Origin of the sequence: Streptomyces sp. McG3, from assembly GCF_018619185.1 — a bacterium.
Taxonomy (GTDB): domain Bacteria; phylum Actinomycetota; class Actinomycetes; order Streptomycetales; family Streptomycetaceae; genus Streptomyces.
In genome coordinates, this window is sequence record NZ_JAAXYC010000216.1 from 1 (window position 1) to 13,519 (window position 13,519).

At 76.3% G+C, this 13,519-nt stretch carries 9 protein-coding genes; 6 read left to right on the forward strand and 3 right to left on the reverse strand.

What is annotated here, in order from left to right:
* Positions 1–146 precede the first annotated feature (146 nt).
* Positions 147–2,138: an AfsR/SARP family transcriptional regulator gene (locus HET64_RS27460; protein ID WP_251145949.1), complete on the forward strand. Its 1,992-nt coding sequence runs from the start codon at positions 147–149 to the stop codon at positions 2,136–2,138.
* On the opposite strand, the gene lanKC is transcribed toward HET64_RS27460, so the two are convergent.
* The 3 genes from lanKC to HET64_RS27475 form a co-directional block, all read right to left on the reverse strand.
* Positions 2,125–4,911 (reverse strand): class III lanthionine synthetase LanKC, encoded by a 2,787-nt coding sequence (gene lanKC / locus HET64_RS27465; protein WP_215109843.1) that lies wholly within the window; start codon positions 4,909–4,911, stop codon positions 2,125–2,127. The genes HET64_RS27460 and lanKC overlap by 14 nt on opposite strands.
* Positions 4,912–4,922: 11 nt before the next feature.
* The gene (locus HET64_RS27470) at positions 4,923–6,335 is read right to left on the reverse strand and encodes an MFS transporter (RefSeq protein ID WP_215109844.1); all 1,413 of its coding nucleotides are present in this window, start codon (positions 6,333–6,335) and stop codon (positions 4,923–4,925) included.
* A gap of 145 nt (positions 6,336–6,480) precedes the next feature.
* The gene (locus HET64_RS27475) at positions 6,481–6,636 is read right to left on the reverse strand and encodes a hypothetical protein (protein WP_215109850.1); all 156 of its coding nucleotides are present in this window, start codon (positions 6,634–6,636) and stop codon (positions 6,481–6,483) included.
* A gap of 322 nt (positions 6,637–6,958) precedes the next feature.
* On the opposite strand from HET64_RS27475, the gene HET64_RS27480 reads away from it, so the two are divergent.
* The 5 genes from HET64_RS27480 (at position 6,959) to HET64_RS27500 (ending at position 13,495) form a co-directional block, all read left to right on the forward strand.
* Complete coding sequence (locus HET64_RS27480) at positions 6,959–8,083, forward strand: radical SAM protein (RefSeq protein WP_215109845.1); 1,125 nt, start codon at positions 6,959–6,961, stop codon at positions 8,081–8,083.
* Positions 8,080–8,835 (forward strand): iron-containing redox enzyme family protein, encoded by a 756-nt coding sequence (locus tag HET64_RS27485; RefSeq protein WP_215109846.1) that lies wholly within the window; start codon positions 8,080–8,082, stop codon positions 8,833–8,835. The genes HET64_RS27480 and HET64_RS27485 overlap by 4 nt, the downstream gene beginning before the upstream one ends.
* Positions 8,832–9,050 (forward strand): aroma-sacti cluster domain-containing protein, encoded by a 219-nt coding sequence (locus HET64_RS27490; RefSeq protein WP_003969047.1) that lies wholly within the window; start codon positions 8,832–8,834, stop codon positions 9,048–9,050. The genes HET64_RS27485 and HET64_RS27490 overlap by 4 nt, the downstream gene beginning before the upstream one ends.
* A 155-nt stretch (positions 9,051–9,205) precedes the next feature.
* The gene (locus tag HET64_RS27495; RefSeq protein ID WP_215109847.1) at positions 9,206–12,559 is read left to right on the forward strand and encodes an adenylate/guanylate cyclase domain-containing protein; all 3,354 of its coding nucleotides are present in this window, start codon (positions 9,206–9,208) and stop codon (positions 12,557–12,559) included.
* A 3-nt stretch (positions 12,560–12,562) separates the two neighbouring features.
* The gene (locus HET64_RS27500) at positions 12,563–13,495 is read left to right on the forward strand and encodes a S8 family serine peptidase (protein WP_215109848.1); all 933 of its coding nucleotides are present in this window, start codon (positions 12,563–12,565) and stop codon (positions 13,493–13,495) included.
* Positions 13,496–13,519: the final 24 nt, after the last annotated feature.

A 13,519-nucleotide genomic window follows, 5' to 3' on the forward strand; every position in this document is an offset into this window, starting at 1 on the left:
CAACATGGGGGCGCCGGGCGGTTTCGGTCGGGTGGCCGGGCGGAAAATGCGTGCGGGGCCCCGATGTGCGGGGGCCGGGGCGGCAGCAGGATCGGGGCGTACGTACGGCCCAGTCCGCCGCCCGTCCCCGTTCCGGAGGCCCGCTGATGACCCGACCTCCCGCCCGTACCGGTTTTGCAGGTGCGGTGTACGTCTCCCTGCTCGGCCCGCTCACGGCCCGGCTGGACGGCCGTGAGCTGCCGCTCGGCCCGCGAAAGCAGCGCCTGGTCCTCGCCACGCTGCTGGCCCGCCCCAACACCCCCGTACCGGTCGGCGTGCTGACCGACGCGGTGTGGCCGGACGACCCGCCCCGTACCGCCCGCAAGAACCTCCAGGTCTACGTCAGTGCCGCCCGCACCCTCCTGGGGCCCGCCGGGGACGGGGGCCGGGACCGGGTGGTGCACGGCTGCGGGGGCTACCTCCTGCGCATCGCGGAGGGTGAGCTGGACACCCTGCGGTTCGGGGCGCTGGCCCGTGCGGGGCGGGCGGCGGCCGGGCGGGGCGATCTGCCCGGCGCGGCCCGGCTGCTGCGTGAGGCCCTGGACCTGTGGGAGGGGCCGCCGCTGAACGATCTGCGGGACTCCGTCGGGGTCGCCGAGGAGGCCGACCGGCTGGAGGCCCGCTGTCTGACGGTGTTCGAGGACTGGGCGGAGACCGAGATCGAGCTGGGCCGGGCCGCCGTCGCGGTGGACGGGCTGCGGGATCTGGTGGAGCGCCATCCGCTGCGGGAGCGGCTCCGGGCCGCCTGGATGACCTCCCTGCACCAGTCGGGCCGGCAGGCCGAGGCGCTCGCGGTGTACGACGACTACCGGCAGCTGATGTCGCGGGAGCTGGGGCTGGAGCCGAGCCCGGCGATGGCGGCGCAGTACCGCTCGATGCTCGGCCGGGGGCGCGAGGCCCGGCGGCCCGCCGCCGCCCGGGAGGCGGGGAGCGCGGGGGCGCTGCCCGCCTGTACGGGTGCCTTCACCGGCCGCCGCGACGAGCTGCGGGACCTGCTCGACGTGCTGGGCGGCGGCGAGGAGCGGGTGGTCGTCGTCTCGGGCCCGGCCGGGGCGGGGAAGTCGGCGCTCGCGGTCCGGGCGGCGCATCTGCTCGCCGACCGCTTCCCCGACGGACGCGTCCATGTCCGGGTGCGCCGGGAGGACGGTACGGCGCGGAGCCGGACGGAGGTCCTGGCGGAGCTGGGGCGGCTGTGCGGGGTGGCGGGATCCGCCCCCGCACAGCCGGAGGACGGGCCGGCGGATGCCCGCGCGACAGCGGCCCTCGCGGACGCCTGGCAGGGGTGGCTGGCCCGGCACCGGGCGCTGGTCGTCCTGGACGGCGTGCCGGACGAGGCGGCCGTACGGGGGCTGCTGCCCCGGTCCGGGAAGTGCTCCGTACTGGTCACCGCCCGGGGGCAGTTGGCGGGTCTCGCCCCGGTGCACCGGATCGCGTTGCCCGCGCTGGCGGACGGTGAGGCGCTGGAACTGCTGGGGAAGCTGATCGGGGCCGGGCGGCTGCGGACCGACCCGGGGGCGGCGTTACGGATCGTCCGGGCCTGCGGGGCGCTGCCGCTCGCGGTGGAGGTGAGCGGGATGCGGCTGGCGGTGCTGCGGCATCTGCCGCTGGCGGAGTACGCGGCCCGGCTCGGCGACCCGTCGGCCGCGCTGGACGAACTGGTCGCCGGGGACGTCTCCGTACGGGATCGGATCGCGTCCGGCTGGCGGGATCTCGCGGACGGCGACCGGTGGGTGCTGGGGCGGCTGGCGGGGTTCGCCGAGGACGGGGGCTTCACCCTGGACCGGGCCACGGCGGCGCTCGGCTGCGGGGAGCGGGCGGCGATCCGGGCCGTCGAGTCGCTGATCGACGCCGGTGCGGTGACCTCTCCCGCCGGGGAGGTCACCGCGCACGCCGCGCTGTACGAGGTGCCGAGGCTGCTCGGCCTGTACGCCCGCGAGCGAGAGGCTTCGGACCTCGCTGGAGTGCCGGCCGAGCGGGAGACCCCCGGCCGCCGGGCAGTACCGGCCGGGCGGGAGACCACCGGCCGCCGGGGAGTTCCGGCCGGGCGGCAGGCTCCGGACCGGCCGGGCGTGGAGGATTCCGCCCTCATCCCAGGGTGAGCAGCTCCAGCAGCTCGTGCGGCCGGTCGCCGGCGGGGGTCCCCCAGGAGGGTCCGTCGGCTTCCGCGCCGGCCAGGAAGTGCAGGGACATCAGCAGACCGGCCGCCCCGGTGGCCAGGTCGGCGGAGCAGCGCAGCAGCCCCGCCCCCGGGACGAGCAGCCGGTCCTCGTCGGCGACCAGGTGCCAGGACAGGTTGCGTACGGAGGCCAGGACCCCGGGGGCCGTGCGGCCGTCCGGCGACAGGGCGCCCGCCACGGCCATGAGCCCCGCCCGGCCGGTGAACAGGCCCGGCTCGCGGACGAATTCGAAGGCGCAGCCCCTGGCCACCCCGGGCAGCAGGGCGGCCAGTGCCGCGTCGGCCAGGGTTCGCCCGGTGAGGAGCGGCGTCGGGTGCGTGCTCTCGGCGTACCGGCCGGAAGCCCCCGTAACGGACGTACTCGGGCTTTCGGCGGGTGCGACGAGCGTGGGTTCCGGGCGTCGCGGCGGGGCGAACCCCGGCGGACGCGACGCTGGATCCGGGGAGTCGCGGCGGGCCAGATAGGCCCGGGCCACCAGGGCGAAGCCACCGCTCCCCTGGTCCAGGTAGAGGAAGTGCCGCCGGCCGTCCTTCACCTGGACGGTGCCGTCCGGCATGGTCACGCAGTGGGCCGCCTCCGCCGCCAGGGCCCGGCCCGCGGCCGCCAGGAACTGCTCGTCGCCGGTCAGGGCGTGCAGTTCGAGGTGGAGCAGGGCCGCACCGCTCAGCCCGCGCAGCAGCCCCGCCGACGCGGGTGCGCGCAGCCCCGGCACGGACTCGCCCCGCACCAGCCGGTCCAGGTCGTGGGCGGTGCGGGCCGCGGCGTCGATGAGGTCGTGGTCGATCTTGGCTTCGGGCGATCCGTCCTCAGCGCGGTCCGGCCGGGCCAGGCGCAGCGCGGCGAGCGCGATGCCCGCGCGGCCGTTCATCAGGTCGGCCGAGGCGGACGGGGGCGCGGCGGCGGACCGTTCGTAGAGTTCCCGGCCCTCCTCCCGGCGGCCCAGCGCGGACAGCACCACCGCCGTGCCCGGCAGCCCGCCGTAGAGGCCGCCCGGTGACGCGGGGTCCTGTCGCCGGGCCGTGTCGGCGAGCCAGTCGGTCCAGACGCGCGGCACCGGGGCGCCCGTGCGGTGCAGGGCGTGGAGCACCCCGGCCGCCCCGTGCGCGACGTCGCTCCCGCCGTTCGAGAAGACCTTGGGGTCCCCGGGGAAGAGGCGATCGGTGCGCTCGGGCGTCGCCCCCGCGTGGATGCCCCGCAGCAGCCGGTCCCGCAGCCCGGCCCAGTCCGGCCCGGGTCCTTCGAGCAGCGCGGCGGTCTCCCTCTCGCGGCCGTCGGTGCTCTCCGCCGCCCGCAGCGCCGCGGGCCGGCGCGGTCCCGCTCCGGCGTCGAGGCCGTACCTCCGGCGGGCCCACCGTTCCAGGGTCAGGGCCTTGGCCCGGTCGTGGCCGGCCATCTCCATGATGGGCATCAGCATGTAGAGCCAGGTCGCCCAGAGCGCGTAGGTGTCGGCCTCCGCGCCGATGGTCCCGGCGGGCGCCTGGAGCCCAGGGGCGCCCGCCACCGGGGTGTCCCGGTCGTCCAGGGCCGTGGCGTACTCGAAGTCGATCAGGGCCACGCGGCCGTCGGGGCGGATGATGATGTTGGAGGGGTGGAGGTCGCCGAAGCGCAGACCGCGCCCGTGGACGGCGGCCAGCGCCGCGGTCAGCCGCTCGGTCACCGACTCCACCCAGGCGATGTACGGGGCGAGTTCGGCGGCCGTGCCGGTGCTGTGGAGCAGGGCGAAGCGGCCGACGATCTCCTCCAGGAGGGTGGTGCCCTCGATGTGCTCCTCGATCAGGAAGTGGTGCTCCCACACGGTCCGTACGCCGTACACCTCGGGAACGCAGTCCAGCCCGGCCAGCGCGGTCAGGGCCCGGTGCTCGCGGTGCAGCCGCGTCACCGCGTCGTCGCCCGCCTCGTCCAGCCCGCTGTGCGGCCGGGCCTCGCGGAGCACCACCTGCCGGCCGGTCTCCCGGTGCCGGGCCAGGTAGATGCCGCCCGCGTTGGAGAACTGGAGGGACTCGGAGACGTCGTAGGGGAACGCGGTGTCCCCGGCGGCGGCACGGGCTGCCAGGTGCGGGCGCAGTTCGTCGGGCACGGTGACCCACGGCGGGACCCGGAACACCACCCCGCGCTCGTCGGGCACCAGCTCGCCCGTGGGGTGGCGCAGGGCCAGCACCCGTTCACCGTTCTCGTCGAGGCACCAGCGGGAGACGAACGCCCCGTACCGGATGTACACCGGGGCGTCGCCGATCCGCAGGTCGCTGAGGATGTAGGGGCCGCGGCGGCCGGCGAGGGCGCGGGTCAACGCGTCCAGCACCCGCAGGAAGACGGTCTCGTCCGGCGGGTAGACGGTGATGAACTTCCCGGCGCCCGCCCGGGACATGTACTTGCCGGACATCAGCAGGAGTGCCCGCTCGCTGCGGAGGAACTTGAACGGCACCCCGTGGGCCCGGCAGATCCGGGCGGTGTCGAGCAGGGTCTCCTCGGCCTCCTCCGGGACGGTGGAGACATGGATCTTCCAGCCCTGCCCGGCCGGTTCGCGGCCCTCGGGGAGCAGGGAGGTCCACAGGCCGCCGGCGACCCGGCGCCAGCCGTCGGCCGGCGGCTCGGAGTCCAGCGGGTAGCGGCTGCTCTCGTCCTTCAGCCGGGCGGGGGTCTCGTAGTACGTACGGTCGGCGAGGCAGTAGAGCTGGGTCTGCTGGAGACCGGGCACGGGGTTCCTCCTCAGGGTGCGCCGGGACCCGCGGCGTCGGGGGCGGGCCCGGCCGTGGTCCGCTCCGGGACGGTCGCCGGGCGGGTGGAGACGGTTCCGGCCGGTGCCGGGTCCGGCGCTTCGGGTGTCTGCGGCGTCTGCGGCATCGACGTCTCTTCCGTCGGCGCCGGTGTCCCGGCCCTGTCCGGCTCCCCGGCCGCCGCCTCCGGCTTCTCCCGGGAGGCGCCCGCCCCGGCGCGGACGGAGGGGGCGAGCGTCACGACGGCCGCCGAGACGGCCAGCACGCAGCCGATCACGACGAAGGCGGCGCTGCTGTCCAGCGTGGTCAGCAGGAAGCCGCCGACGAGCGGTCCGAACGGCTGGACCATCGAGGAGAGGAAGCCCGCGGCGCTCTGCACCCGCCCGATCCGGTCCTCGGGAGTGACGACCAGCAGGGTCGAGAGGAAGCCGATGCTGGCGACCGTCGAGAGGCACATGCAGAGCGCGCAGAGCAGTCCGGCCACCAGTGGGCTGCTGAGCCAGGCCAGCACGGCGGCCGTCCCCACGCAGCTCCAGCAGGTGAGGACGATGAGCGTCCGGACATGGCGCTCCGCCGCGAACCGGGGCGCGAGCAGCGCACCGGCGAGGGCTCCCGCCGAGACGCAGGTGATGACGAACCCGCCGCCGAGGCCGGAGCGCCCGCCGTCGGAGAAGACCGCGAGCGCCGTGAAGGTGAGGGCGCCGAAGGAGAAGTTCATGCCCAGCCCGAAGACGAGCAGCACCGTACGCAGATAGGGCAGTTGCCACAGGAAGGAGAGTCCCGCGGTGAGTTCCCGGCGGCTGAACACCGAACCCGCCCTGGTCCTGGCCTCCGAGCGGGTCCGCACGAGCGCCACACACACGGTGGAGAGGAACAGCCCGAGGAACTGGGCGGTGAAGGGCAGGGCCTCGTGCACGCCGAACAGCGCGCCGCCGACCAGCGGGCCGACCAGCCGGGCCGTGGAGGTGCGCGCCTGGAGCCGGGCGGTCGCCGTGCTCATCTGGTCCGGCGGCACGACCGCGCGCATCAGACCGAAGGCGGCGGGGGCGTAGACGCTGTTCAGCACGGCGCCGGCGGTCGCGACCAGCAGGACGAGGACCATCGGGGCGTGCCCGTTCCACACGGCGATCGCCAGGGCGGTGACGGCCGCCAGGCTGCCCACGTCGCACAGCCGCATCAGACGGCGGCGTTCGACCCGGTCGGCCATCACCCCGCCCGGCAGCATCGTGATCAGCACGGCGCAGACGGCCACCGTTCCCACGGCGCCGGCCTGCACGGCGGAGCCGGTCTCCTTGAGGACCAGCAGGGGCAGCGCGATGGCGCTCATCTGGCCGCCCAGAACGGCGAAGAGGCCGCTCAACCAGAGCAGCCGGAAATCCCGGTTGGAACGGAGCGGCTCAGCCATCGTGGGCTCCCGTCGGTGGTGGTCGTTCGGCTGCGCGGGACGGGGCGGCCTCCGTGGTGCGCGGAGGCCGCCCCGGCTTCGGCCGGCGTCACGGCCGCGGGACTCGGGGCCCGTCGGGCGTGGCTACGGCCGATGGTCCGTCCGATCAGCCCAGGACGAGGCTCACGGTGCTGACGCAGTTGCCCGGGACATCGATGATGTCGTGGTTGTTGGCGGTCTCCTGGAGGTCCAGGACGGAGTGCGCCTCGACCTCGGGGGTCTCCTCGGCGTCGCCGGCTGCGGGCTTGGTGTTCTCGGACATGGTGGTCTCCATCCACTCGTCACAGCGGGGCCGGGTTCCGTCGGGGATCGCCCCTCGGTGTCCGGTGCGGCCGGCCGGTGCCTGCCGTTGCCGAGAAAGTTAGGAAGCCGCGCCTGGCGATCGCTTCGGCGGCGGTATGGCGCCGGTATCGGGCCAGTTGACGGCGTACGGAGGCCGGTTCGCGGCCCTCGGCGGCGGCCCGGGGCCCCGCCCCGACCTGGGCCCATACCGCCCCCGAAGCACCGCCGGACCGTCCCCGAACCGGTGGCGCGCAGCCTGGGTACGCGCCCGACGCGCCCCGGCCCCGAAGGAGGCGGCCCGCATGGAACTCGCCGAACTCGTCGCACGGCGGCCCTTCCCGGCCGCCGGTCTGCTCCTCGGCCTCACCCGGCGCTGCCCGCTGAGCTGCGCGCACTGCTCGACCGGGTCGGACCTGTTCACCCGGGAGGAGCCGGACGGCGGTCAACTGGAGCACTTCGTCGGCTCGTTCACCGAGGCGAACCGCCCCGACATCGTCATGCTCACCGGCGGGGAACCCCTGCTGCTGCCCGCGCTCGCCGAACGGCTGAGCACGCTGGCGCGCCGCGCCGGATCCCGTACCGCGCTGCTCAGCGGCATGTTCTTCGCCCGGTCCGGGAGCCGCCGGCGCCCACGAGGCGCCGCGATTCCCCCCGCGATCCTGCGCGCGATCCGCTCCGTCGACCATTTCTCGGCCTCCCTCGACGTCCACCACGAGCGCGAAGTGCCGCGCGCCGACGTGTTCCGCGCCCTGCACCGGATCCGGGACGAGGGCGTGGCCGTGAGCTTCCACCTCACCGGGACCGGCGCGTCCGACCCGTATCTCGCCGACATCACCCGGGCGGTGGAGCAGGAGTTCGGCGGCCGGGTCCCCTGCCTGGTCAACGAGGTGCGGCCGTTCGGCCGGGCCGCCTCCTGGGCCAGACCCGCCCGCACCGGCCCCGACCCGGCGGCGGCGTCACCGTGCTCGATGGCCGCCTGGCCGGTGGTCGCCTTCGACGGCCGCGTGCTGGCCTGCTGCAACCAGGACACCGTCGACAAGCGGCCCGTCCCGGCCCACCTGGACCTCGGGCACATCGGCGTCGACGACTGGGCGACCGTACGCGGCCGGGCGCTGGAATCCCCGGTGCTGCGCATGCTCCGCACGGTCGGGCCCACGCATCTGGCCGCCCGGTACGGCTCCGGCCCCGGTACGGGCTCCTACTGCGACGGCTGCCGGGCGCTGGGCGACGACGAGGCGGCGGCGGCCGGGGCCCTCGCCGTGGCGGGCGGGGCGGCCGGGGCGCTGCTGGACCTGACGGCCGCGGTGCGCGGCTCCCGGGAGGGCGCGCAGGGCGTCGTGCGCCGCCACGGCTGCGCGGCGTACGCGCCCCTGGTCGTCACGGGCGGGCCGCCGCTGCCGGAGACCGAGGGGCAGGACGTCCGATGAGCACCGCGACCGACGGTACGCGGCTCGGGCACGCCGGGGCCTCAGCCCGGCTGCGGGTCAAACTCCTGCTGCTGGAGCCCGAGTTCCGGGACGCCACGCACCACATGTGGCGTGCCGAGGGGCTGTTGCCTCGCTACCGGACGTATCTGTGCACGATGCACGCCGTCATCCGCGCCTCGGTCCCGCTGATGGAGCTGGCTCTCGACCGCGCCCGCTCCCTGGCCGCGTCCGGTGATCCGCTGGCGGAGCCGCTCGCCGCCTACCTGGAGGAGCACATCCGGGAGGAGGAGGGCCATGACGCCTGGCTGCTGGAGGACCTCCGGGCGGCGGGCGGGACCCCCGGGGACGCGCTCGGTCCGCTGCCCTCTCCCCTGGTCGCCTCGCTCGTCGGGTCCCAGTACTACTGGATCGAGCACCACCACCCGGTCGCCCTGCTCGGCTACATCGCCGTACTGGAGGGCTACGCGCCCGCCCCCGGTCTCACCGGCCGCATCGCCCGGCTGACCGGGCTCCCCGCCGCCGCGCTGCGGACCGTGCGGGAACACTCGGTGATCGACACGGAGCACCTGGACGAGCTGTACGCGCTGCTGGACCGGCTGCCGCTCGACCGGGGGCCGGAAGCGGCCGTGGCGATCAGCGCACTGCACTCCCTCGACGCGCTCACCAGGCTGTTCGTCCGGCTCGGGCGCTCCGCACCGGCGCCGTCGCTGCGGGGGGCCGGACTCGTCCCACCGATGGGAGTCACACCATGACCGGACCACCCGAGAACGGCGAACGGCCCGTGCTGCCCGCCGCGTTGTACGAGGCGGGCTTCCCCGTGGACCTGCTCACCGAGGAGCAGCGCGAGGTGCTGTGCGGGCTGACGCCGGAGGAACTGGCGCTGCTGCTGGACGTCAAGGGCCGGCTGGACGCCGTGGGGCCGGAGGTCCAGGCGCACGGCGAGATCGCCGGCGGCGCCCTGTTCTGACCGGCGGGCGGTGACCGATCACCGTTACGGGCCCGGCGGCGGGTTCACCGCCGCCGGGCCCGTACCCGCCGGGGCGCGAGCGCCCGGTGCGCCCGCCCGCCACCCCTGACCGCACGGCCCCCGACCGCACGGCCCCCGGGAGAGAAGGACCCGCCATGAACTGCTCCTCGTGCCAGCAGGACCTGCCGCCGACGGCCCGGTTCTGTTCGTCCTGCGGGACGCCGTGCGCGACCCCCGGGGCCGCCGGGACCGGACCGGCCCCCGCCGCACCGCCCGGTGACGAACGCAAGCCGGTGACCGTGCTGTTCTGCGATCTCGTCGGGTCCACCGCGCTGTCGGGGGTGCTCGACCCGGAGACGCTGCGCGGGGTGACCCTGCGGTACTTCGAGGCGATGAGCGCGGAGATCGTGGCGCGGGGCGGCACCCCGGAGAAGTTCATCGGGGACGCGGTGATGGCGGTGTTCGGGGTACCGGTGGTCCGTGACGACGACGCCCGCCGGGCGCTGGCGGCGGCGCTCGGGATGCGCCGGGCGCTGGCCCGGCTGAACGAGGAGCTGAACGCCACCCTGGGCATCGAGCTGACCACCCGGATCGGCGTCAACACCGGTCAGGTGGTGGCGGGTTCGGACACGACCGCCCGGCAGGCCCTGGTCTCCGGGGAGACCGTCAACATCGCCGCCCGGCTGGAGCAGAACGCGGGCCCCGGCGAGATCCTGATCGGCCCGGAGACCCTGCTCGCCGCCGGCCCGACGGTGCGGGCCGAACCCACCGGGCCGCTGCGGCTGAAGGGCAAGCGGGACAGCGTGGAGGCCCACCGGCTGCTGGCGCTGGGCGCGGACGACCCCGAGCTGCTGCGCCGCTTCGACGTGCCGTTCGTCGGCCGCGACGCCGAACGGCGGGCGCTGGACGCCGCCCTGGAGGATGCCGTTGGCGGCGGCGGGGCCGGGCTGCTGCGGGTCACCGGGGAGGCGGGCATCGGCAAGACCCGGCTGGTGCGGGAGTGGCTGGCGCGGCGGTCGGCGGCCGGCGCGCTCACGTACGGCGCGGGTCGGTGCCGCAGTTACGGAGACCACGGCACCCTCGCCCCGCTGGCCGACGCGGTGCGCGCGCTGGTGGCGGCGGGGCCCGCGCCCACGTCCGGGGCCGGTCCCGCGCCTGATTCCGGTCCTGAGTCCGGGCCTGAGTCCGGTCGGGTGCCCGGTCCCGCGGACGACGGGAAGGACGCGGCCGGTGGTCTCGCGGTCGACGACGCGATGGCCCTGCTGTCCGGGGGACTGCTGCGCGACGGCACGCCGAACGCGCCCTTCGAGGACATGTGCGCGGCCCTGACGGCGGTCCTGGAGCGGGCCGCCCGGACCCGCCCGGTCGTCCTGGTGCTGGACGACTGGCACGCGGCGGCCCCGCTGCTGGTCCGCACGGTGCACCGGCTGACGGACGGCTCACGGTGCGCGGGGGTACTGGTGCTCTGCGCCGGGCGGCCCGACGGACCGGAGAGTCCGGAGGGGCCGGGCGGACCGGGCGGACCGGGCGAGGGAGCCGAGGGGGGCGGGCCCTCCGCCGGTGCGGGGCGCCTCCAGCTGACCGGCCTGCCGCCCGCGGAGGCGGCGCGGCTCGCCGCCGGTCTCGCGGGGCCGGACGCCGGGCCGGCCCCGGTGGACGACCGGCTCCTGGCGCGGGCCGGGGGAAATCCGCTCTACCTGGAACAGCTGTTGATCGGCGACCGGGCGGACCCGGCGGTCGCCGGCCGGCCGGGGGAACCGGCCGCCGAGGAGGATCTGCCGCCCACGCTCCAGGCCCTGCTGGGAGCGCGCATCGGGGCCCTGGCCCGGGCGGAGCGCGGGGTGGTGGACCTGGCCGCGGTGATCGGCCGGGAGTTCACCGCACCGGAGCTGGTCCGGCTGGAGCTGTCGCTACGGGCCGGGGAGGGCCACGACGCCGGGCAGCTCGCCGGGGCGACGGGCGCGGCCGGGGCGGCCCCGGAGCACCGGCGGCGCGTCGAGGAGGCGTTGGCGGTGCTGGGCCGGCGCCGCCTGGTGGAGTCGGGGGCCCCGGGGGCCCGGGAGTCGGCACCGTACCGGTTCAGCAGCGGCCTGGTGCACGAGGTCGCCTACGCCTCGCTGTCCAAGCGGGCCAAGGCGGAACGCCATGCCTGGGCGGCGGAGCTGCCCAGCGTGCTGCGGAGCGGCGACGGCGCGGTCGGCGGCCATCTGGAGCGCGCCTACCGCTATCGCGCGGAGCTGGGCCTGCTGGACGATCCGGCCCGGCGGCTGCGCGAGCGGGCCGCCGCCGCGCTGGGCCGGGCCGGGGCGCAGGCCGCCGCCCGGTCCGACCTGCACTGGGCGCACGGCCTGCTGGAGCGGGCGGTGGACCTGTGCCCCGGGGATCCGGCGGCGACGCGGCGGCTCGGCGAGGTACGGGTGGCGCTGGGCCGCACCGGGGAGGGGGCCGAACTGCTGCGCCTCGTAAGGGACTCGGGCTCCGACCCGGTGGAGGCCGCGCATGCCCGCCTCGCGCTCGCGGTGCTGGACCCGGGCGGCCCGGGTCCCGGCCCCGCCGCCGTAGCCCGGGCCGTGCTGCCGGTGTTCGAGGCGGCCGGGGACTCGGCCGGCCGGGCGCGGGCCCATCTGCGGCTCTCCCAGCAGTTCCAGCGGTCCGGGCGGCACGAGGAGGCGGAGCGGGACCAGGCGCGGGCCCTGGAGCACGCGGTGCTGGCCGGTGCGGAGCCGGAGCGGGCCGGGGCGCTCGGCGCGATCGGCGTCTCCCTGTGGCGGGGGCCGGTTCCGGTGCCCGACGCGGTGGTCCGCTGCCGGTCGCTGCTCTCCGCACACGGGGCGGGCCGGCCCACGGTCCGGGTCACCCTCAACTGCCCGCTGGCGGTGCTGTACGCGCTCCAGGAGCGGCCCGACGAGGCGTACCGCTGCCTGGCCGAGGCGGAACGGCTGGCCGGGAAGCTGGGGTTCGCCGAGGCGGAGGTCTTCCTCCCGGTGTTCCGGGCGACGGTGGAGGGGCTGCTCGGCAACGGGACGGAGGCCCTGGACCTGCTGGGCCGGGCGGACGCGGCGGCCCGGCGCACGGGGGCGGCCGGGATGCGGACGGCGGTGGCGCTGGACGCGGCCCGCCTGGAGCTGGACGCGGGCCGGGAGGCCTCGGCGGCCGCCCGGCTGGCGGGCGTCGGCGACACCTCGGGGCTGAGCCGTGCGGACGCGGTGGACCTGGCGGGGCTGCGGGCCCGGCTGACGGTGCGGGACCGCCCGGAGGAGGCGGCGGAACACGCGGACCTGGCGGTCCGGGCCTCGCTGCTCACGGACTCCCCGCTGGTGCAGGCGACGGCCGAGCTGGACCGGGCGCACACGCTCGCCGCGCTGGGCCGGTGGCCGGAGGCAGGGGCCTCGGCCCGGTCGGCCGGGGCGCACTTCACGGGCAAGGGGCACCTGCCGGGGGTGCGCCGGGTCTCCGGCTTCCTCGCGCACCCGCCCCGGCCCATGGCCACGACGAGGGAGAGGAGCTGACCGATGACGACCACGGAACCGGAACGGCCACGGACGGAACCGGAACGGCCGCGGACGGCCCCGGGAGCGCGCGGGGCCCCGGGGCAGGGGCTGACCTGGAGTCTGCGCGGGCGCGGCCCGGAGGACGTACCGGTGCTGGCGGACCCCGGGCCACCGCTCGGCCGCCCCGCCGGGCCCGCCACCGGGCGCGGCGTACGCGTGTGCGTGGTGGATTCGGGCGTGGAGCGGGACCATCCGCTGATCGGCCCGCTCGCCGGTTCCTGGGTGGTCGTCAAGGACGAGGAGAGCGGGAAGATCACGGTCGAGCCGACGACCACCGGGGACACCTGCGGGCACGGCACCGCGTGCGCGGGCATCGTCCGCCGGACCGCCCCGGAGTGCGAGATCCACAGCGTGCGGGTGCTCGGGGAGCGGTTCTCCGGCACCGGCGACGTCCTGATGGCCGGGCTGCGCTGGGCGGTGGAGCAGGGCTTCGACGTGGTCAACCTCAGCCTGTCGACGACCCGCACACAGTTCGCGCAGGAGCTGCACAGCCTGGCCGACAGCGCCTACTTCGCCCGTACGGTGATCGTCGCCTCGGCCCACAACACCCCGGTGGAGAGCTTCCCCTGGCGGTTCGCGTCGGTGATCTCGGTGGGCAGCCACCAGGAGGACGACCCCGAACTGCACCTGTACAACCCGGAGCCCCCGGTGGAGTTCTTCGGTCCCGGCCAGAACGTGACCGTGCCGTGGCTGGGCGGCCGGACGATCCGCACCACGGGGAACAGCTTCGCCACGCCGTACGTCGCCGGGCTCTGCGCCCGCGTCCTGTCCGCGCATCCGCGGATGACGGCCTTCCAGCTCAAGAACGCCCTCTATCTGTCCGCGGCCAATGTGCGCCACACGCCGCGTCCTTCCACTGCGGCAGGAGATATCCGTGATGACTCCGAGAACTGATCCCGCTCCCTCCCTCTCCCCCAC

Bases quoted from the DNA above. Each gene is read 5' to 3' on its own strand.
- HET64_RS27495 (WP_215109847.1), top strand. From the start codon at position 9,206: ATGAACTGCTCCTCGTGCCAGCAGGACCTGCCGCCGACGGCCCGGTTC.
- HET64_RS27485 (WP_215109846.1), top strand. From the start codon at position 8,080: ATGAGCACCGCGACCGACGGTACGCGGCTCGGGCACGCCGGGGCCTCA.
- HET64_RS27460 (WP_251145949.1), top strand. From the start codon at position 147: ATGACCCGACCTCCCGCCCGTACCGGTTTTGCAGGTGCGGTGTACGTC.
- HET64_RS27480 (WP_215109845.1), top strand. From the start codon at position 6,959: ATGGAACTCGCCGAACTCGTCGCACGGCGGCCCTTCCCGGCCGCCGGT.
- HET64_RS27490 (WP_003969047.1), top strand. From the start codon at position 8,832: ATGACCGGACCACCCGAGAACGGCGAACGGCCCGTGCTGCCCGCCGCG.
- HET64_RS27470 (WP_215109844.1), bottom strand. From the start codon at position 6,335: ATGGCTGAGCCGCTCCGTTCCAACCGGGATTTCCGGCTGCTCTGGTTG.
- HET64_RS27500 (WP_215109848.1), top strand. From the start codon at position 12,563: ATGACGACCACGGAACCGGAACGGCCACGGACGGAACCGGAACGGCCG.
- HET64_RS27475 (WP_215109850.1), bottom strand. From the start codon at position 6,636: ATGTCCGAGAACACCAAGCCCGCAGCCGGCGACGCCGAGGAGACCCCC.